Source organism: Pseudomonas sp. WS 5078, assembly GCF_012985745.1.
GTDB classification, from domain to species: Bacteria; Pseudomonadota; Gammaproteobacteria; order Pseudomonadales; family Pseudomonadaceae; genus Aquipseudomonas; species Aquipseudomonas lundensis_A.
This window is the reverse complement of record NZ_JAAQWX010000031.1, coordinates 1-1,873: the sequence shown is the minus strand read 5'-3', so window position 1 is coordinate 1,873 and position 1,873 is coordinate 1. Positions and strand designations below refer to the sequence as shown.

General features: G+C 48.8%; 2 protein-coding genes and 1 pseudogene. 2 read left to right on the top strand and 1 reads right to left on the bottom strand.

Annotated elements, in window-relative coordinates; genetic code table 11:
• Both HBN68_RS21885 and HBN68_RS21875 read left to right on the top strand, forming a co-directional pair.
• Positions 1 to 763, top strand: a 763-nt coding sequence (locus tag HBN68_RS21885) for an RHS repeat-associated core domain-containing protein (RefSeq protein WP_178088661.1), incomplete at its 5' end; no start/stop codon positions are given.
• A gap of 197 nt (positions 764 to 960) precedes the next feature.
• On the top strand, positions 961 to 1,362 hold the full coding sequence (locus HBN68_RS21875) for an Imm44 family immunity protein (RefSeq protein ID WP_169966160.1): 402 nt from the start codon (positions 961 to 963) through the stop codon (positions 1,360 to 1,362).
• A 356-nt stretch (positions 1,363 to 1,718) separates the two neighbouring features.
• On the opposite strand, the pseudogene HBN68_RS21870 reads toward HBN68_RS21875, so the two are convergent.
• Positions 1,719 to 1,873, bottom strand: a pseudogene (locus HBN68_RS21870) (IS5/IS1182 family transposase); the annotation flags it as partial.

Here is a 1,873-nt window from a genome sequence, read left to right as displayed (position 1 = left end):
AGCGGGCTCGCAGTGGAACCGAAACGAACAGGCCCGCAAACAACGCGAACTGGGGTGCGGCTTCACCTTATTCGGCTGGGACGGCGACACCCTCGCCTGGGAAAGCAGCCCCGCGCAGGCCGATGGCGCCAGTGGCAAAACCGTTCACTACCTCTACGAACCCGGCAGCTTCGTCCCCGTGGCCCAGCCGAGTTACACCGGTGCCTACGACATCGACCAAGACCCGCTGTGGACACACACCCCGCAAGCGCTGCCGATAGACGTATTGGCGTGGTACCAGTGTGATCACCTCGGCACACCACAAGAACTGACCGACCACACCGGCCAAATCGCCTGGAGCGCGCAGTACAAAGCGTGGGGTGAAGTCAAAGAGCAACGCTCGGAATGGGCACAACGCCAAGGGCTAAAGAATCCGATTCGTTTTCAGGGCCAGTACCACGATCACGAAACAGGGCTGCACTACAATCGGTATAGGTACTATGATCCACAGGCCGGACGGTTTGTCAGTAAGGACCCGATCAGCTATGCGGGTGGGTTGAACCTGTATGCGTATGCGCCTAATCCGGTGGAGTGGGTTGATGCGTTGGGGCTTTGGAAAGGGCAAGCACGTAAGCCTAATGGGACTTTTGACAATGGTAAAGCCCCTAAAAAGACATGCCCTTGCGATGACGATCCATGTACAACAGAACATGGTAATAGCCTAGCTAGTAAGGTGCCAGCCATTGGTTATACTCTTCGAGACAAAAAACAAATGAAATCCTAAAGTATGGTGAAACAACTCTAGGCAAAGCTCGATATACAAAGAATTATTTAGACAGTGAAAATGCAGTTATGCGCCCGGAGGTTGCGGGATCCAAAAGAGAGATGCATTGTTGGCAGCATCGTAAGATTCTTGAGTACAAAAATAACAATGCCGGGGCTCGCCCTCGCTTGAATAAAAGTGATTATTAGGAGTTTGTGATGAAGTTGTGGATGTCAGGTGAGGTAGATGCAGATGTTGGCGATGGTGAACATGTCGCAAGAAATCTGATTGAACCGATCGTAAACAATATTTTGGGGCAGCTATCAACGCCCGATAAGATTGATGAGTGGTCGTTTATTTCAATTATTTTGTCAGAGAAGTTTACAGCTGGCTTTCCGGAAATTGCCAAAAAATCAAGAAATAAAAAACTTTTAGAGTTTAGGTTAAATATCCCTCATGATGAGTTTAAGGGGGCGGATGAAAAAGGAAAAATATCTTTAATTTTTGATGCCATGTTTCGCTCGGTAGATCTTATGAGTGATTTGGGTGTTTCGGAAGAAACACAAGCAATATTGCGTTCAGTGCTGGAGAGGTCGCGTAGTATTTTGTTATCTAAATGAAATATAAATTTTCACTGTTTTGGTGTTTTCAGTGGTGACGGTGTTGCGATAAAGAAGCACCGGCCAGAGCAGCTCGGCCTGCTACTGGTCAAGTGCGAGTATGGGAAGAAACTTATGATCATTCAGGGGCAGTTAATGGCGTATACCCTAAGATGAATAATGGTGAAATTCTTGGCTTACCCCACTACCCGCCAACAAAAGTAGATATAGATCAGGGAGTATCCACTCCTAGGGATGCTCCGATCAACTTGCTGCGCGGCGGCGGCAAGTCGTAATTTGCACGGCACGCAGCGCTATTTGCTCAAAACGACCTGATGCAGTGTTAATCGAGGGCGTTTTTCGCCCGGTTTTCCATGTTAAGCGCGCAACTCGCCCATACCCATTAGTTGTTTTCGAGCCATCCACAGGTTCGACAGGGCGAACAATGTGGTCAACTGAGCCGTGTTTTTCATCAGCCCACGAAAGCGCACTTTCACGTACCCAAATTGGCATTTGATCACCCGAAACGGAT